15 protein-coding genes are annotated in these 16253 nt (G+C 65.1%); 2 read left to right on the top strand and 13 right to left on the bottom strand.

What is annotated here, in order from left to right:
- Positions 1–8: 8 nt before the first annotated feature.
- The 6 genes from U5A52_RS03680 to U5A52_RS03705 all read right to left on the bottom strand — a co-directional run bounded on the left by U5A52_RS03680 (position 9) and on the right by U5A52_RS03705 (position 6108).
- Positions 9–1544, bottom strand: a complete 1536-nt coding sequence (locus U5A52_RS03680; protein WP_321914473.1) for a DHA2 family efflux MFS transporter permease subunit — start codon at positions 1542–1544, stop codon at positions 9–11.
- Between the two features lie 64 nt (positions 1545–1608).
- Entirely contained in the window at positions 1609–2694 is a 1086-nt protein-coding gene (locus tag U5A52_RS03685; protein WP_321933975.1) for an HlyD family secretion protein, read from the bottom strand.
- Positions 2695–2782: 88 nt separating this feature from the next.
- Entirely contained in the window at positions 2783–3208 is a 426-nt protein-coding gene (locus U5A52_RS03690; protein ID WP_158760715.1) for a MarR family winged helix-turn-helix transcriptional regulator, read from the bottom strand.
- 90 nt (positions 3209–3298) lie between these two features.
- The gene (locus U5A52_RS03695) at positions 3299–4228 is read right to left on the bottom strand and encodes a LysR family transcriptional regulator (RefSeq protein WP_321934170.1); all 930 of its coding nucleotides are present in this window, start codon (positions 4226–4228) and stop codon (positions 3299–3301) included.
- Between the two features lie 75 nt (positions 4229–4303).
- Positions 4304–4624, bottom strand: a complete 321-nt coding sequence (locus tag U5A52_RS03700; RefSeq protein WP_321914429.1) for an ArsR family transcriptional regulator — start codon at positions 4622–4624, stop codon at positions 4304–4306.
- A gap of 11 nt (positions 4625–4635) precedes the next feature.
- Positions 4636–6108 carry a PLP-dependent aminotransferase family protein gene (locus U5A52_RS03705; protein ID WP_321933976.1) on the bottom strand — a complete coding sequence of 491 codons (1473 nt, stop codon included), beginning with the start codon at positions 6106–6108 and terminating at the stop codon, positions 4636–4638.
- 190 nt (positions 6109–6298) lie between these two features.
- Between U5A52_RS03705 and U5A52_RS03710 the strand changes: the two genes are divergently transcribed.
- Positions 6299–8638, top strand: a complete 2340-nt coding sequence (locus U5A52_RS03710; RefSeq protein ID WP_321933977.1) for an FdhF/YdeP family oxidoreductase — start codon at positions 6299–6301, stop codon at positions 8636–8638.
- A gap of 96 nt (positions 8639–8734) precedes the next feature.
- On the opposite strand, the gene U5A52_RS03715 is transcribed toward U5A52_RS03710, so the two are convergent.
- From U5A52_RS03715 to U5A52_RS03740, 6 genes are all read right to left on the bottom strand, one after another.
- Positions 8735–9100, bottom strand: a complete 366-nt coding sequence (locus U5A52_RS03715) for a response regulator (protein WP_028229743.1) — start codon at positions 9098–9100, stop codon at positions 8735–8737.
- 40 nt (positions 9101–9140) lie between these two features.
- A complete protein-coding gene (locus U5A52_RS03720; protein ID WP_321914432.1) occupies positions 9141–10127 on the bottom strand; it encodes a chemotaxis protein CheX in 987 nt (328 codons plus the stop codon).
- A 17-nt stretch (positions 10128–10144) separates the two neighbouring features.
- Entirely contained in the window at positions 10145–10678 is a 534-nt protein-coding gene (locus tag U5A52_RS03725) for a hypothetical protein (protein ID WP_321933978.1), read from the bottom strand.
- Positions 10675–11436, bottom strand: a complete 762-nt coding sequence (locus tag U5A52_RS03730; protein WP_415773453.1) for a methyl-accepting chemotaxis protein — start codon at positions 11434–11436, stop codon at positions 10675–10677. Before U5A52_RS03730 ends, U5A52_RS03725 begins: the two co-directional genes overlap by 4 nt.
- Positions 11437–11439: 3 nt before the next feature.
- Positions 11440–13809 carry a HAMP domain-containing protein gene (locus tag U5A52_RS03735; RefSeq protein ID WP_321933979.1) on the bottom strand — a complete coding sequence of 790 codons (2370 nt, stop codon included), beginning with the start codon at positions 13807–13809 and terminating at the stop codon, positions 11440–11442.
- A gap of 203 nt (positions 13810–14012) precedes the next feature.
- The gene (locus U5A52_RS03740; protein WP_321933980.1) at positions 14013–14555 is read right to left on the bottom strand and encodes a GNAT family N-acetyltransferase; all 543 of its coding nucleotides are present in this window, start codon (positions 14553–14555) and stop codon (positions 14013–14015) included.
- A gap of 135 nt (positions 14556–14690) precedes the next feature.
- On the opposite strand from U5A52_RS03740, the gene U5A52_RS03745 reads away from it, so the two are divergent.
- Positions 14691–15518, top strand: a complete 828-nt coding sequence (locus U5A52_RS03745) for an AraC family transcriptional regulator (RefSeq protein WP_321914436.1) — start codon at positions 14691–14693, stop codon at positions 15516–15518.
- 28 nt (positions 15519–15546) lie between these two features.
- On the opposite strand, the gene U5A52_RS03750 is transcribed toward U5A52_RS03745, so the two are convergent.
- A complete protein-coding gene (locus tag U5A52_RS03750) occupies positions 15547–16134 on the bottom strand; it encodes a LysE family translocator (protein WP_321914437.1) in 588 nt (195 codons plus the stop codon).
- Positions 16135–16253: the final 119 nt, after the last annotated feature.

Genomic DNA, 16253 nt, shown 5'->3' on the forward strand with positions numbered 1-16253 from the left:
GAAGCACCTCAATGGGCGTCGGGCGGCGGCGCGCCCAGCGAAATCGGCTTGGAGAACGCCACGCTCGCAATGGCGACCAGGAAGCAAAGCGAGAGCACGAAGAACGTATCGGAGAACGTCATCACGAGCGCCTCGCGCAGAATCAGCGCGTGCAGCTGTGCGAGCCCGGCTTCTGCGGCATCGATCGCATTGCCCGCCACGGACTGCCAGTACACGGCGCGGCCCGCCAGCAGCAACTGCACCTGCGGCACGCCGCCACTCACGCTCTCGTTCAGGCGTAGATAGTGGAAGTTGAGCCGGTCGTTGAGCATCGTCGCGCTAACGGCAATGCCGATTGCGCCACCCAGATTGCGCATGAGATTGAAGAGACCGCTCGCCGACTTGAGCCGCGAAGGCGGCAGTGAGCCGAGCGACATCGTGACGATGGGCGGAATGGCGAACTGCTGGCCAATGCCGCGCAGCGCCTGCGGCAGGAGGAACTGCTGCCAGCCCCAGTCGTGCGTGAGCGGCACATACAGGTAGCAGCCAAGCCCGAAGCAGATCAGCCCGAACAGCATCAGCGCGCGCATGCTGAAAAAACGCGTAGCGAAGGCATAAACGCCAAGTGCGAGCAACTGGAACACCCCCACCGAAAGCAGCGACAAGCCGATTTGCAGCGAGCTGTAGCCGCGCACTTCCGCAAGAAAGAGCGGCGTGAGATAGACCGCCACGAAAATGCCGATGCCCGTGACAAACGAAAGCAGGCTGCCAATGCCGAAGTTGCGCACGAGCAGCGCGCGCAGATCGACGATCGGGTCCTTCGCCGTGAGCGCATGCACGATGAAGAGAAAGCCGCAGATCGCCGAGATCCACGTACAGGCCACGATCACGTCGTCGCCGAACCAGTTCTTGCGCGGGCCCTCTTCCAGCACGTATTCGAGGCAGCCGAGAAAGCCGCACATGAGCGCGATGCCGAGATAATCGCCTCGCTTGAGAAGCGAAAGATCGGGCTTGTCGATGTTCACGTACTTGGGCACCAGCGCCGCCACCGCAATGCCCGGCACGAGGTTCAGATAGAAGAGCCAATGCCACGACCATTGATCGGTGATCCAGCCGCCAATCACGGGGCCGAGCGTGGGCGCGAGCGAAGCGAGCGCGCCAATGGTTGTGGAGGCAACGAGACGCTGCTTGCCAGGAAAGAGTACGAAGGCCGTGGTGAACACGGTGGGGATCATCGCCGCGCCGAGTGCGCCTTGCAGGCCGCGAAACACGATCATCGAGTTGATGTCCCAGGCAAGGCCGCACAGCATGCTCGTGATCGTGAAGCCCACCGCGGAGGCCACGAAGAGCCAGCGCGTGGAGAACACCTTCGAGAGCCAGCCCGACATGGGGATCACCATGATCTCGGCAATCAGATAAGCCGTTTGCACCCACGAAAGCTCGTCCTGACTCGCGGAAAGACCACCGCCGATGTCGCGCAGCGACGAAGCGACGATCTGGATGTCGAGCGTGGCCATGAAGAAGCCGATGCACATCAGCGCGAAGGCGAAGGCGCGTTGCGCCATCGGCTGGAGATGGGGAGCGAGCGTCGGGTCGGCGCTGGTAGTGGCGTTCATCGCAGTGACCTCTTCAGTGCGCTTCGGACAGATGCACCTTCACGGTCGCCGAAAGACCGGGCCGCAGCGCGCCTTCCAGGCCCGCGGACGTATTGGCGTCAATGCGGATGCGCACCGGCACGCGCTGCACGATCTTCGTGAAGTTGCCCGTGGCGTTCTCGGGCGGCAGCACGCTGAAGGTCGCGCCAGTGGCAGGAGCGAGGCTTTCCACGGTGCCGTGCAACGTGCCGCTGGCTGCGTCGAGCGTCACGTCGGCACGATCGCCCGCGTGCATCTTCTTCAACTGATCTTCCTTGAAGTTCGCGTCCACCCACAGACCCGTGGCAGGCACCACGGTGAGCAGCGGCGCACCCACGTTGGCCAGCGTGCCCACGCGCGCCGTACGGTTGCCGATGTAGCCGTCCACCGGCGCGGTCAGCGTCGTGTATTCGACGTTCAGTTGTGCGAGGCGCTGGTTGGCCTCGGCGGTCGCGACCCGCGCTTGTGCGTCGTTGATCTGCGCGGCCAGCACGTCGAGCTGGCGTTGCGCCGCCAGCACCGCTGCGCCGCTTTGCGCAACCGATGCCTGGGCCTTCGCGTAGTCGGAATCCGCACGCTCGACCAGCTGGTTCGATACCGCGTCGTCCTTCACCAGTTCGCGGTAACGCGTCTGGTCCTGAGCGCTGCGCGTGAGTTCCGCATTCGATGCGCGCACTTCGGCCTGATGCTGGTTGATCACCGCTTCCTGCAACGTACGCTTCGCCTGCAGTTCGTCGACTGCGGCGCGCGCGCTACCCAACTCCGCGTTGGCCTGGGCAAGCTTCGCGTCATAGTCGCGCGAGTCGAGGCGCAGCAGGACCTGGCCCGCGTGTACGCGCTGGTTGTCCTGCACGGGAATGTCCGAGACGAAGCCGCTCACGCGCGGCGCCATCACGGTGACGTTGCCGCCCACGTAGGCGTCGTCGGTGGTCTCGACAAAGCGCAGCACGAAGAACCAGTAGCCGGCGGCAGCCGCCAGCACGAGAGCGACCGCGCCTAGCGCGAGACGCATGCGCGAGATGCGCGCACGCTCGCTCGCCTGCGCCGGCTCGACCGCAACGGGAGTGGAAGGACTCGACATGACGTTTACCTGTGCATATACACTACTAAAGATAAAAAAACGCCGCCGTATGAAGCAACGCGACGCAACCCGCAAATCCATTGCAACGTTAGACAGCCCGTGTGATGCGAAACAGCTCGCGCCGCAGCCACGCGGCACGTTGCGCGCCAAAGCGGCGCTCGAATTCGTCCTGCGCGGCGCGCCAGTGTTCATGTGCCGCGTCGAGCCGCGAACGGCCCGCCTGCGTGAGCGCGAGCCGGCGGCGGCGCTCGCCCAGGTCCGGCGCGTCGGCCACGAGCGCGCCGCGCAAGAGCGGCCGCAAAGCCCGCACGAGCGTGGTGCGCTCCATCACCATCGACCGGCCGAGTTCCGCCATCGTGAGGCTCGACGCACGGCCGAGCGCGCCGAGTATGCTGAACTGCGTGGGCGTGAGCCCCGCCGCGCTCAGGTGGCGCTCGTAAAGCTGCGACAGATGCCGCGCGGCCTGGCGTACGGCAAAGCAATCGTCGTGCTCGGGTGACTGATAGATGTGCATATGCACAGAGTAGTCGCCAATCGGGCCCCGAACAAGCCTTACGGGCGGCATCACATTATGGCCGCGGCGACAACAATCGTCGCAAAGCTTTCAGATTGCCTTCGCCTCGGCGGGCGCGTCGTGCGCCATGCCGTCGAAAAAAGCCGTGGCGTGGTCGATGAACGCGCGCACCTTGGCCGGCAGCAGCGTGCGCGTGGTGTAGGCGAGGCGAATCTCGATCTGCATGTCGACGAGGGGATACGCGTCGAGCACCGTCACGAGTTTGCCCGCCGCAAGCTCCTCCCTCACGAGCGCGACGGGAAGAATGCCGATGCCGAAGCCTTGCAGCACCATCTCGCGGTTGAACTCGGGGTTGTTCGAGGCAATCTCGTGGTGCAGCGGCACGACGACTTCCTCGTCGCCTACGCGAAACACGATCATGGGCTTGCGCATGGAAGGCGGCATCGGCACGAACAGGTGGTCGGCGAGGTCGGCGGGATGTTTCGGCGTGGAATGCGCTTCGAGATACGCGGGCGTCGTGACAAGCACGAGCGGAATGCGCTCCAGCAAGCGCGTGACGGTCGATTCGTTATTGAGCATGAATGGCAGCACGAGGCCGAGATCGTAGCCGTCCGCGATGAGATCGACGGGACGCTCGGTGAGGATCACGTCGAGCGTGACCTTGGGATGCGCGCGCTTGAAGCTGGCAATGAGCGGCACGAGGCGATTGACGGTGGCCGTGGTGTGCGCGACCAGTCGCAGCACGCCATTCGCCTCGCGCGTTTGCACGGTGGCGTCGGCCTCCAGTGCGTCGAGGTCGTCGAGCACGCGGCAGCAGCCTTCGTAGAAGCGCTCGGCCGTCTCGGTGAGCGACACCGCGCGCGTGCTGCGATGAAAGAGCCGGCTGCCAAGGCGCTTTTCGAGGCGTGCGATGGCGCGCGAAACGACGGGCGTGGTGAGGCTGTGCATGTCCGCGGCGCGCGTGAAGCTGCGCGCCTCGACGACGGAGCGGAAGATCCGCAGGCTGTCGATGTAGTCCATGGTCTTGAGGGCGATGACGTTGGCGTAGCTTAACACCGGCAAACGCGGCTCACTCGCGCATGGCGATGGCTGGCGCTACGCTTCGGGCTCGCCGAACACCTCCGCACAAAACGCGCGCCCCTCATCGGACAAACTCGCCGTGCCGGTTCCATCTTCGGCCTGCGTCGTCACCACGAGGCCGCTGTCCACGAGCGACGTCAATTGTCTGCGCAATCCGCTCATTGGCACGCCGGCCTGCTTCGAGAGTTTCGCAAGCGACCACGCGCGGCCCGGGCGCTCAGGCTGGCCGTGCTTCTCGCACTCGGCGCGCCACAATTGCTCGAGCACGGCAATCAGCACCGGGTCGACGCCCGCCTCGTCTGCGTCGGCGTCTTCGCGCTCTTCGTCTGCGTTCATCGTCTGTCTCCTCATGCCATCTTCGCAGCCATTTCGCCTAGCGTCTTCAGCGCGGCTTCGGTCTGCGCGTTCCATGGGTAGCTGTAATTCAGCCGGATGTAGTGGTGATACTCGTTGCGCATCGAGAACATGTAGCCGGGCCCGATGGTAATGCCTTGCGCGAGCGCCGCCTGATAGAGCCGCATCGAATCGACGCGCGGCGGCAGTTCCACCCACAGCACGTAGCCGCCTTGCGGCTCCGAGGTGCGCGTGCCCGCCGGAAAGAAGCGCTCCACCATCGCCCGCATGAGCCGCGCCTGCTGCCGGTAGAAGCGCCGCACGCGGCGCAGGTGCCGGTCGTAGCCATCGTGGCGCAAGTAATCGGCCAGCGCCACCTGGGGAACCGAGGGGGTGGTGAGCGTGTTGAGGAACTTGAGCTTTTCGACCTGCGCGCGGTAACGCCCCGGCAGCGCCCAGCCAATGCGGTACGAGGCCGACAGGCTCTTCGAAAACGAGGCGCAATGCAGCACGAGGCCGCGCGTGTCGAACTGCTTGAGCGTGGAAGGCCGCGTCTGCCCGAAGTACAGCTCCTGATAGACGTCGTTCTCGATCACCGGCAAATCGTGTGCCTCGGCAAGCGCCACGAGCCGCGCCTTGTTCGCGTCGGGCATGCGAAAACCGAGCGGATTCTGGAAGTTCGGCATCACCATGCAGGCCGCCACCTTCTGGCGCTCGAGCACGCGCTCCAGCGCGTCGAGGTCGATGCCGGTATGAGCGTGCGTGCTCACTTCGATGGCGCGCATGCCCAGACGCTCGATGGCGTGCAGCATCGCGTAGTAGGTGGGCGACTCGACGGCCACCGTGTCGCCCGGCCTCGCCACCGCCTGCAGGCTCAGGTTGATCGCCTCGGTCGCGCCCACGGTGATGACGATTTCCTCGGGATCGACGCTCACGCCGTTTTCGGCGTAGCGCCGCGCGATCTGGCGGATCAGCTCGGGGTTGCCGGGCGGCAGGTCGTCGATGAGGTTCCAGCTCGCGTGGCGGCGCGCGATGGCATTGGCGTACTGGTTGATGCGCCGCCAGGGGAACAGCGCCGGGTCCGGGTACGGCGAGCCGAGCGGCACGGCATCCTGCGCACCGATGCTGCGCAGCGTGGAGAGCACGAGCCGGCTCACGTCCACGTTGGCGGGCACGGGCTGCCTCGGCGCGCTCGCCCGGCGCGGCTTGCCCACTGTCATGGCGTCGTTGTCCTGCGAGCCTGGTGTGCCCACCGCGCCGCGCCCTTGCGGCGCGCCGACGCGCGCACGCACGAAATACCCCGATTGCGGCCGCGACTCGATCACGCTGCGGCTTTCCAGCAGCGCGTAGGCGCGCAGCACCGTCTTGATGCTCACGCCGTGCTGCTGGCTCGCGCGGCGCACGGAGAGAATCCGCTCGCCGGGGCCGAACACGCCGCGGCGCACGGCGGCTTCGATATCGTCGGCGAGTTGCTCGTAGCGGGTCACGTTCGGGTTGGGTCCAGGCAGCCGGAAAGGGGTCGGGCCGCGCGCGCGGTCGATCCCCGCAAGTCTATGACAAAACGCCGCAACTGTATCCCTTGCTTTTCGGTTTTTCTGTGATCTCCGGGGGCACAGGAACACAGTAGTCTTGGCTCATCGGGCAGACCGCCCTGGAACACGAAAAGCCAACCGCATCATGAAGAAGCCGCAAGGTCGCATCGAGCCGTATCACCACCCCGCCGCAGGCTGGGGCGCGCTCAAGCAGGTCGCCATCAACCTCATCAAGGAAAGGGTGACGGGCGGCGACTACCGTATGCTGCTCAAGCAGAACCAGCCCGACGGCTTCGACTGCCCCGGTTGTGCGTGGCCCGACCGCGAGCACGCGTCCACGTTCGAATTCTGCGAAAACGGCGTGAAGGCCGTGGCGGCGGAGGCGACCAGCAAGCGCGTGACGCCCCAGTTCTTCCAGGAGCACACCGTTAGCGAGCTGATGGCGCAATCGGACTACGAGCTGGAGCAGCATGGCCGGCTGACCGATCCGCTCGTCTACGACGCGCTGCAGGACCGCTACGTGCCGATCGAGTGGAACGATGCGTTCAGGCTCATCGCGAAACATCTCAACGCGCTCGACGACCCGAATCGCGCTGCGTTCTATACCTCGGGGCGCGCGAGCAACGAGGCCGCGTTCCTCTACCAGCTGTTCGTGCGCATGTACGGCACGAACAACTTCCCCGACTGCTCGAACATGTGCCACGAGGCCACGAGCCGCGGCCTGCCGGGCACGGTCGGCATCGGCAAGGGCACGGTCACGCTCGACGACTTCGAGCACGCCGACACGCTGCTCATCTTCGGCCAGAACCCGGCGACGAACCATCCGCGCATGCTTGGCGAACTGCGCGAATGCGCGAAGCGCGGCGCGACCATCGTCTCGATCAATCCGTTGAAAGAGCGCGGGCTGGAGCGCTTCGCGAGCCCGCAGCACACGCTCGACATGCTCTCGCCCAAGGGCGTGCAGATCAGCTCCGTGTTCATCCGCCCGCGCGTGGGCGGCGACTTCGCGCTCATCAAGGGCGTGGCCAAGCGCGTGATCGAACTCGACGACGCAGCGCTCGCGAACGGCACCGAACGCGTGCTCGACGTCGCTTTCATCGCTGAGCACACGGTTGGCTTCGACGCCTTCGCCGCCGACTTGCGCGCCGAATCGTGGGACACGATCGTGGCCGAAGCGGGTGTGCCGATCGAAGAGGTGCTCAAGCTCGCCGACATCTACGTCAAGGGCCGTGCCGTGATTTCGACGTGGGGCATGGGCCTCACGCAGCACAAGAATTCGGTGGCGACGATCCAGCTGCTTTCGAATCTCATGATGATGCGCGGGAACATTGGCCGCCGTGGCGCGGGCCTGTGCCCGGTGCGCGGCCATTCGAACGTGCAGGGCGACCGCACGGTCGGCATCGAGGAAAAGCCCACGCAGGCGTTTCTCGACCGTCTCGGCAAGGCCTATGACTTCGAGCCGCCGCGCGAGCACGGCTATGACGTCGTGGAAACGATCCACGCGATGCTCGAAGGCCACGTGAAGGTGTTCATCGGTCTTGGCGGCAACTTTTCGATCGCCACGCCCGACACGCCGCGCACGTGGGAAGCCATGCGCGCGTGCGCACTCACGGTGCACGTGACCACGAAGCTCAACCGCAGCCATCTGGTGCACGGCCGCGACGCGCTGATCCTGCCCACGCTCGGCCGCACCGAGATCGACTTGCAAAACGGCGTGCCGCAAGGCGTGAGCGTCGAGGACTCGATGAGCATGGTGCACATCTCGTACGGCATGAACCGCCCCGCCTCGACGAACCTGCTTTCGGAAATCGCCATCGTCGCGCGCATGGCGCACGCCACGCTCGGCAGCGACAAGGTGGACTGGCTCGACCTCGCCGCCGACTACGCGAAGATCCGCGACGGCATCGAGAAAGTGTTCGACGGCTTCGAGAACTACAACGAGCGCCTGAAGCAACCAGGCGGCTTCCACCTGGGCGTGGCCTCGCGCGACCGCGTGTGGAAAACGCCAAGCAACAAGGCGCAGTTCGTCGTGCACGCCATCGCACTCGACACGCCGATCCACCGCGCGCGCGCCGAGCATGGCCCGCGGCTCATGACGCTCATGACCACGCGCTCGCACGATCAGTACAACACGACGATCTATGGTCTCGACGACCGTTATCGCGGCGTGTATGGCCTGCGCCGCGTGCTGTTCGCGAACCGCGAGGACATGACGATGCTCGGCTTCGAGCCGGGCCAGCACGTGGACATCACGAGCGTGTGGGACGACGGCGTGGAGCGCCATGTCGAGGACTTCATGCTCGTGGAGTATGACATTCCGCGCGGCTGCCTCGGCGCGTACTATCCCGAGACCAACCCGCTCGTGCCGCTCTCCTCTATCGCCGATGGCGCGGGCACGCCGACTTCGAAGTCGATTCCGGTGCTGCTGAGCCCCACGAAAGCAGACGTGTCGGCCGACGCCGATGCTGTGCTTGCGGCAGCCTGAGCGCTGGCTATATCGCGCCTAAGCGGCTCCTTCGGCCATCGCAAGGAGCCGCTCGACGGCCGGCACGTGCGCCCGAACCCGCGGCGCCGGAAGAAATCAGCTAGCCAGCTTCCGGAACGTTTCCAGCACCGCTTCACCCTTGAAAGGCTTCACGATCCAGCCGCGCACGCCGGCCGCCTTGCCGCGCTCCTTCATGGCAGGGCTGCTTTCCGTGGTCAGCATCACCACGTTCACGGCCGTGTTCGCTAGTTCGCTGCGGATTTTCTCGACCATCGTGAGGCCGTCCATGTTCGGCATGTTCACGTCGCTCACCACGAGCTTCACGCCCGGGTTCGAGCGCAGCTTCGCGAGGCCGTCCTTGCCGTCCACCGCGGTGTCCACGTCGAGGCCGTTCTTGCGCAGAAAACCGGCCACTTCGTCGCGCACCGTGCTCGAATCGTCCACCACCAGAATCTTTGCCATGCTGTTCATCTCCTTCGCGCCGTGTAGGGCGCGTCTTTGATCAAAATAATTCGAGTTCGCCGCTGGCCTGCTCTTCCACGGCGGCGGCGGCGGCCTGCGCGGCCGTCTCGTCAAACCCTTCGCGCGACCAGCCAAGGCTGAACACGAAGCGCTGGTCTATCACCACTTCGCGGCCCGTATTCGGGCACGTGAGCCGGTACTTGATGCACAACTGCGGATTGTCGGAGCCAAACGACAAATAGCGCCGCCGATGATTGATGAGCAGCGGCACCTGCACCTGCGCGCGGCCCCAACCCGCTTCGTCGGCGGCGCGTGCGTTGCCCAGATAGCGGTTGCGAAACGCACCCCACACGAGATTCGTGAGTTCGGCGAGCACGCCATTCACGTCGCGGAAGTCGCTCGCTTCGTCGCGGCCCGCGCGCGGTGGCAGCAGCTCGATCAGCGGCGTCTCCTCGGTCTGCATCAGGAGCCAGCCGCGGCACCATGCCGTCTCGATCGGAATGAGCGTCAGCACCTCGCCGAAGATGATGCGGTCGCGCACGATGCCCGGCGTGTCCCAGTTCACTTCGAGACTGGGAAAGAGGCCGCGCAGGCGCCCGAGCGTCATGTCGGTGATGCCGTCCACGAGCGGGTCCGGGTAGTCGTGCGAGAACACGTGCGCTTCGAGCGCCGCGACCAGTGTTTCAGGCTCGCTTTCGTACCAGCTTGCGCACGGCAGGCGGCGCAATGGTTCGGGCAGCGCATCGCTGTGCTCGTTGGCTGCGCGCCGCAACACGACCGGCAGTTCGGGGCGCTCGGCTTGCAGCGCGACGGCCACAGCTGCTGCGGCTTCGAACGTGCCGCCGAAGTCAACGCCCAGCAGCACGCCGCCCAGATCGTAGTGCGTCTTCAGCGCCGCCGAGAGCGCTTCGCGCCGCACCGGCACGCACACGCAATCGTGTGCGGCTGCCGTTTGCGCAATTGCCTCGGCGCGCGCCGTATCGCTTTCCAGCAGCAACAGCTTGCTGACTGGCTTGTTCGCGTTCATGTTTCCGTTCTCTGCCTTCAAAACAATTCGAGTTCACCCGCGCTGTCGTGCGCTTCAACGGCAGCGGTGCTCGCCACGAAATCGAGCGGCGCCTGCGTGCAGACGCACAGCGTGGCGCCGAGCCGCACGTCGTGGTCGATCGTGAGCGCATACGACTGCACATAATCCGGCTTCAATTCGCGCAGATACGGCAGGCACCCGCTGCTGAGCGCATACGGCGTGGACATGCCGAGGTCGGGAAAATGCTCGACCAGTTGCTGGTTCATCGCCCCGCAGCACAGGTTGCCGAACTCCATGAAGCATTCGGTGAGCGTGCGCGAGGCGTCGGCTACGTAGTAGCGCTGCGTGCGCTCGTCGTCTTCGAAGTGCAGGAGCAGGAGCAGGCGGAACTGCATCGATGAAATCGTCAGGACGACCAGGTGCTCGCCCTGGGGCGCCTCGCCCACGCGAGGCTCGATTTCGCAGCTGTGCTGGGCGTCGGTCACGAGACGCATGCGCGCGGCCGCGAAAAAAATCCGCTCGATGCTGTCCTTCGCGTGCGTGCCGATCATGCGTGCGCCCCGGCGCGCGTGGCTTCGAGCTGGTGATGCAGCTGTTGCGACGAGGCTTCCACGCTCGCGAGCGTTGCCGCGATCATCTTGCCGCCCGCCTGGATGTCCTGAAACGTCGCGGCCGTAATCAGGTCGTTGCGGTTCAGGCTGTCGCGATAGCTCTTCGAGAGTTCCTGCGAGCGCGTGGCGAGCGAGCGCACCTCGCCCGCCACGATCGAGAAGCCGCGCCCCGCGGCGCCCGCGCGCGCCGCTTCGATCGAAGCGTTGAGCGAGACGATGAGCACATGGCTCACAATCGACGACAGCTCCTGGTTCTTCTTGTGCATGTCGTTGTTCTGCGCCATCAGCGAGATCATCTGCTCGTGCCAGCGCTCGAACGTCGACGACATGAGCTTCAGGCGCGAAGCCTCGCTCGCAATGCGCGCCGCGTGCTGCATCGCGTCGTCGCGCTGCGCGCGCTCGCTTGCGAGCGACGCTTCGAGCGCATCGGCCACGGACCGGCGCTGCGCGAGTTCCGCGCGCAGCGACTCGATCTGCCCGGCCAGGGCTGCGTTTTCACGCGCCGCGTCTTGCTGCTGCGCCGTGTGGCGCGCCTGCGCCTGTGCGAGCGCACCGGCGTGCGCCGCTTCCTGCGCACGCGCCGCGTTTCGAGCCTGCGTTTGCGCGCGCTTGTGCCACGCCGCGAGCACGCCGGCGGCCAGCGCGACAATAGCCGCGCCTTCGATCAAATACGGTAAGACCACTGCCACCCCCGCCATGCGCTAGCCCGCCAGCGCTTCCTCTTGCTTTGCTTGCGTTGCATCCGCCATCTTCACTGCCCACTGCTGCGGCAACCGCACGACGGTCTGGAAATGCCGGTAATCGGCGCCCGCGCACTCGTCGGTGAAACGCAGTTCGATTGCGCCGCCCTCGCGTTCGAGGAAGTCGCGCACCGCGTCCATGCCCACGCCGCGGCCCGAGACTTCGGTCACGTTCGCGGCCGTCGAAAAGCCGGGGCGGAAAATGAATGCCGCGATCGCCTCGTCGCTTACCGCTTCATACGCCTGAAGCCAGCCGCGCTCCACCGCAATGCCGCGAATGCGCGCGAGCGCGAGGCCTCGGCCGTCGTCGGCGAGCGTCATGTGCAGTGCGCCGTTCTGCACATTTGCGTCAATGTCGATGTGACCCGACTCGTCCTTGCCAATCGCACGGCGTTGCGCCGGCATTTCAATGCCGTGGTCGAGCGAGTTGCGCAGCAAGTGCATGAACACGTTCTTCACCGTGGCAGCAGCCTCGCTGCGCAGGCGATAACCGTGGTCCTCGATCTTCACCACCGGTTCGACCTTGCCGAGTTCCTGTGCCAGCGAGGGCAGCGAGCCGGTCACGCTCGCGAGCACGTCGGCCACGCGCTCGGTGCCGATCGCGCGCAGCGTGGCGCGCAGTTCGGCGCGCATCGCGCGAAGCGCGGGCAGGTCGTTGTCGTCGGTGCGATCGACGAGGCGCAGCGTCTGTTCGATCGCTTCGCGCGAGACCGCGAGGCTCGCCGCGCCGTTCTGCGCGCCAGCCGCACGCGTGCCGCGCCCAAGGCTCACCTCGTTGATGTTCGAATAGTGCTCGAGCGCCGCCTTCACGCGCTCCAGATCGGCGATCAGCGCCTGCTGGTCCCACGCGTGGCTCGTGTCTTCGCGGCGCAGCGCGTCGTAGCGCTGCTCGACCTCGTGCACCACGCCCGTGAGATGCTGCAGGCTGTACGTACGCGCGTTGCCCTTGATCGTGTGCATGTTGCGGAACAGCGCGGCAATCGCGCTCGTATCCGCGCAGTCGTGCTGACGAATGATGTGCTCGTTTTCGTGAATGAAGCTCGTCGAGCTATCGACGAAATGCTGGAACTTCTCCTCGCTCACCGCGAGAATCTCGCCGATCATCTCGAGGCGGCGCTTTTGCTCGCCGGCTTCGGCCGCGAGTTCGCGCAGTTCCGTCACGTCGCGCACGCACAGCATGAGACGCACGACCACGTCGTTTTCGTCGGTGATCGCCGACCAGCTCAGGTCGAGCACCTTCGCGCGGCCATCGGGCGGCGTGCGCGTGATTTCATTCACGAGCAGATGCTGATTGAATGCGAAGTTCACATCGTCTTCGCCCAGGCACGCGTGCACGGCGGCGTCGATCTGCGAGAGCGTGTCGGCGTCAAGATCCGAGTGCGAGAACACGAGGTCCATGAGCGAGCGGCCCGCAATCTCGTTCGTTTCGAAGATTGCCTCTAGATACGCCGAATATTCGTTGTGGATCGTCGCGCCTTCGACGACCGTGAGAATGCCCTGCTGCATGTTCTGCAGCATCGCCTGAATGTCGGCGGTCTTGCGTTTGAGCTGCGCGGAGCTGTGCTGGATCTTCTCGATCATGCCATTGAAGGCGACGATCGAATGACCGATTTCGTCCATGCGGCCCACGGGCACGCGGCGTGTGAAGTCCTGGCTCGACGCAATCTCGCTCATCATGGCCTGCATGTGCGAGAGCGGGCGCGTGATCTGGCGGTACAGCAGCGCGCCGATCAGCGTGAGCAGCAGCACCGCGCCGCCCGTCACGCCGGCAATGGCGCTCGTCGTGGTGTCGAGCGTGCTGTTGAGCGTGCGGATCGCTTCATCTTTCTGGCGGTTCTTTTCCACGCGCATCGTCGTGACGATGCCTTCGAGTTCGTCGCGATACTGTGCGACGTTCGCGAAAAGATAGGCCTGCGCGAGCTCATTCTTGCCGCTCGCCTTCATCTTCGCGGTGTCGTCGATGGCGGAGAAGTAGTTCGCGAGGCTTTCCTGCGCTTGCGAGACGAGGCCTTCCTGCGCGTGGCTCGCGGCCGCCTTGCGCTGCACGTCGAGCGCGGCGCGCAGCGCGGCTTCCTTGTCCTTGAGCTCGTTCTGCGCGAGCGACGCCACCGTGGCGTCGGGCGCGTAGACGAGCGTCATGGTGGCGAGCTGCACGTCTTTCACGAGCGCCACGAGGTCGGACGATGCGAGAGCGCTCGGCACGACGCCCTGGGTAACCTGGCGGACGTCGGTGGCACTGCGGCGGGCCTGGAGGGCCGCGTAGCCGCCGATGGCGGACAACGCGACAAACATCAGGACGATGAGTAGCGTAATGCGGTGACGAATGGTCATGTCGAAATCCCCGGGCCTTCGTCGCGCCGGCCGCGCTATGGTTGCGCGGCTCGGGACACGTTGGCCAATTTATTCGCGGTGGATTATCGACGCTTAGGTATGACGAAATGATGACTGCCGCATAATTCGGCCGATTACGCTGTGCGTTACACCACACTTGATAGCTGTTGTCTTTTGTGCGCTGGGCGGCATGGGCGTTGCGCTTAGTCCGGGGCCGCCGGGTCGTCGAGAAACAGCACCATGAGTTCGTCGTCGGCATACTCGCCTTCGATGCACAGGCCGCGCGGTTCGACGCCGTAGCGCACGAAGCCGCATGAACGGTAGAGCGCCTGAGCGCGGGGGTTCTGCGCGCTGACGACGAGATGGACCTGCAGCACGCCAATTGAGCGCGCATGTTCGATTGCGCTTGCCATCAACTTCTTTGCGATCCCGCCACCCCGTCGCGCCGGATCGACAAACACGCCCCAGATCAGCGCCTTATGGGCGAGTTTTTGGCGCACCTCGCGCAGTATTCCAACAATACCGACGAGTGCGTCGCCTTCGAACGCCCCAAAAACAATCTGCTCGTCGGTTACACGAATACGCGCCTCATTTTGTGAGCGGCTCAGTTGCCTTATCTCATCGGCCGTCGACGCGATGCCCTGAGGGTCATTCTCCGCCGCCCGCAAACGCATGGATTGAAACGCGTCCGCATCTTGCTCGTTCAGCGGGCGAATCATTGTATTCACTGGCTTCGTTTCGTTCATGTGCAGTGCCTGGCAATAAAAGGGAATGACTCAAACGGTTCGAGCAAGCCTATCACGTCCCCCGCCCTTCCTGCCTTGCGCTAATATCGAAGTTTCGCGTCGCATCATGCGCGCAGCATCGCTCCGGGGTCTCCCATGCCGCAAACCGCAACGTCCGACGCGCAACCGTACTTCTGGCGCGACGCAGACCTGCCGTTCATCGAAGTGCGCGCCATCGCCGACGGACGCAAGGTCCGCTATGGCCGTCACGCGCACCGCACGTTCTCGATCGGCGCGGTCACGGGCGGGCGCAGCACCTACCTGAACGGGAGCACGCTCTCGCACATCAGTGCGGGCGCGGTAGTGGTCATCAACCCGGAAGTTGTACACGCATGCAATCCGGCCGCGGACGAGCCCTGGGCCTACCGCATGTTCTATCTCGACACGGCGTGGCTCGCGAAGCTGCAACACGATCTGGGTTTCGGCGCGCACGAAGGTTTCCGCCCATTCGAGCAGACCTTGAGCTGGGAGCGCGATGTGTTCGATGGACTCAACGCGCTCTACGACCTGCTCGTCGATCCTCAGGAGTCGGCGTTGCGCAAGGAATGCGCCGTCGTCGCGTATTTCTCCAGGCTCCAGCAGTCCCTCAACCCTGCGCCGGTCAGTGCACGCGAGCCGAACGAACGCCTCGCACGCGCCGCAGAATTCATCGACGGCAATTACACGCGCGCGCTCAAGCTCGGAGAGATTTGCGCCGCAGCCGATCTTTCGCCCTCATACCTCATTCGCGCGTTTCGCGAGCAATACGGCATGACACCGCATGCGTATGTCGTGAATCGTCGTATCGAGTTCAGCCGCGCGCAACTGCGCCGCGGGCACGCCATCGCGGATGTCGCGGCCGAGGCCGGTTTCGCCGATCAGGCGCATTTGCAGCGCGCGTTCCGCCAGTTCGTTGCCGCAACGCCCGGCCAGTATCGCGGCTAACTTGCTGGCCAACGTCGTCGTCGCGCATTCAGGCAAGCACCAGCCAAACCGCACTGCCGGCAAGCAACAACGCCATCGCTCGGTTCACGAAGCGCACGCGCGATGGTTCGCGCAACGCCTGACGCAGCGACGCGCCCGCCCACGCCCAGCACGCAATCGACAGATAGCACACGACGAAATAGATCGCAGCAAACTGCCAGACAAGCGCACTTTCGCCGGGAGCCACGTACAAGCCCATGCCCGCCACCGAGGCGAGCCACGCCTTGGGGTTGAGCCACTGCATCGTGGCGCCCACCAGCAGCGAGGGGCCGCGCGACGCGTTCGGGGAGTCGATGCGGCCATCGTCGGCGACGAGCCGGTACGCAACGTACAGCAGGAAAGCCACGCCCGCCCATTCGAGCCCGCGCGTGAGAAACGGCACGCGCGTCAACAGTTCGTGCATGCCAAGGCCGATCAGCAGCAACAGCAACACGAAGCCCGCGGTCGCGCCGGTAACGTGGCGCAGGCTCGCGCGCAGCCCGTAGCGCGCGCCCGCGCTCAACGCAACAATATTGACGGGTCCAGGGGTGATGGAAGTGGCCAGCGCGAAGGCGGCCATCGACAAGGCAGTGCTCACAGTTTTCCTCGCTACGCCCATGGGCGATCAGTAAGCGCAGAGGGTAGACGTGCGCAACGCTGGCGTATTGAAGAAAATTGCCCCTGCGGGCGGGCGCGGAACTCGCGCTATCATTGCGC

The organism is Paraburkholderia sp. J8-2, from assembly GCF_905220195.1.
Lineage (GTDB): Bacteria > Pseudomonadota > Gammaproteobacteria > Burkholderiales > Burkholderiaceae > Paraburkholderia.

What these genes read in the sequence shown, in the direction of transcription:
- U5A52_RS03730 (WP_415773453.1), bottom strand. Translation starts at nt 11,436, where the DNA reads ATGGCGGGGGTGGCAGTGGTCTTACCGTATTTGATCGAAGGCGCGGCT.
- U5A52_RS03680 (WP_321914473.1), bottom strand. Translation starts at nt 1,544, where the DNA reads ATGGCGCAACGCGCCTTCGCCTTCGCGCTGATGTGCATCGGCTTCTTC.
- U5A52_RS03725 (WP_321933978.1), bottom strand. Translation starts at nt 10,678, where the DNA reads ATGATCGGCACGCACGCGAAGGACAGCATCGAGCGGATTTTTTTCGCG.
- U5A52_RS03745 (WP_321914436.1), top strand. Translation starts at nt 14,691, where the DNA reads ATGCCGCAAACCGCAACGTCCGACGCGCAACCGTACTTCTGGCGCGAC.
- U5A52_RS03715 (WP_028229743.1), bottom strand. Translation starts at nt 9,100, where the DNA reads ATGGCAAAGATTCTGGTGGTGGACGATTCGAGCACGGTGCGCGACGAA.
- U5A52_RS03695 (WP_321934170.1), bottom strand. Translation starts at nt 4,228, where the DNA reads ATGGACTACATCGACAGCCTGCGGATCTTCCGCTCCGTCGTCGAGGCG.
- U5A52_RS03710 (WP_321933977.1), top strand. Translation starts at nt 6,299, where the DNA reads ATGAAGAAGCCGCAAGGTCGCATCGAGCCGTATCACCACCCCGCCGCA.
- U5A52_RS03740 (WP_321933980.1), bottom strand. Translation starts at nt 14,555, where the DNA reads ATGAACGAAACGAAGCCAGTGAATACAATGATTCGCCCGCTGAACGAG.
- U5A52_RS03735 (WP_321933979.1), bottom strand. Translation starts at nt 13,809, where the DNA reads ATGACCATTCGTCACCGCATTACGCTACTCATCGTCCTGATGTTTGTC.
- U5A52_RS03700 (WP_321914429.1), bottom strand. Translation starts at nt 4,624, where the DNA reads ATGAACGCAGACGAAGAGCGCGAAGACGCCGACGCAGACGAGGCGGGC.
- U5A52_RS03690 (WP_158760715.1), bottom strand. Translation starts at nt 3,208, where the DNA reads ATGCACATCTATCAGTCACCCGAGCACGACGATTGCTTTGCCGTACGC.
- U5A52_RS03685 (WP_321933975.1), bottom strand. Translation starts at nt 2,694, where the DNA reads ATGTCGAGTCCTTCCACTCCCGTTGCGGTCGAGCCGGCGCAGGCGAGC.
- U5A52_RS03720 (WP_321914432.1), bottom strand. Translation starts at nt 10,127, where the DNA reads ATGAACGCGAACAAGCCAGTCAGCAAGCTGTTGCTGCTGGAAAGCGAT.